The sequence below is a fragment of the Brevibacterium daeguense genome, from assembly GCF_021729135.1.
Taxonomy (GTDB): domain Bacteria; phylum Actinomycetota; class Actinomycetes; order Actinomycetales; family Brevibacteriaceae; genus Brevibacterium; species Brevibacterium daeguense.
Genome location: NZ_JAJTWW010000044.1, coordinates 1 through 622, shown reverse-complemented (window position 1 = coordinate 622; position 622 = coordinate 1). Strand labels below are relative to the sequence as shown.

1 protein-coding gene is annotated in these 622 nt (G+C 67.0%); it reads left to right on the top strand.

All coding sequences use genetic code 11. The features are described from left to right. On the top strand, positions 1 to 471 hold a 471-nt coding region (locus tag LXN01_RS16270), incomplete at its 5' end, for a transglycosylase family protein (RefSeq protein WP_272902568.1). Between the last annotated feature and the right edge of the window lie 151 nt (positions 472 to 622).

Sequence of the window (622 nt, the reverse complement as noted above, 5' to 3'; positions counted from 1 at the left end):
GTCGAGGAGCCGGTCGAGGAGGTCGTCCTCAAGGGCACCCGTGTGCAGGAAGCACCCTCCCGCTCCGATGACCGCGCCTCCGACTCCAACGGCTCCGACTCCGGCAGCTCCAGCTCGGGTGACTCCGAGTCCTCGAAGAAGGAATCCGGCGGCTCCGGCGGCTCCGACTCCTCCGACAAGAAGTCCGACGGCGACTCCGGCGCCAAGGATCCGGCCGTGGCCAACGGTGCGACATGGGACAAGCTCGCGCAGTGCGAGTCCGGCGGCAACTGGTCGATCAACACCGGCAACGGCTACTACGGCGGCCTCCAGTTCAGCTCCCAGACCTGGGGAGCCTTCGGCGGCCACAAGTACGCGCCGAACGCCCACCAGGCCTCGCGCGCCCAGCAGATCGATATCGCAAGCAAGGTGCAGAAGCAGCAGGGCTGGGGCGCCTGGCCGGCCTGCTCCAGCAAGCTCGGCCTGCGCTGACGCTTCGCCCGACGGGCACGAACACGACCGATGGACATGAGGACATGTCCGAGAACAACAATCGATCCGGCCAGGAAGCGCGTCGGATCCTGGGGAGAACTGTGGACGTTCTGCGGAATCGCAAGGTGCAGATTGCCGGCCAGGCAGTGGT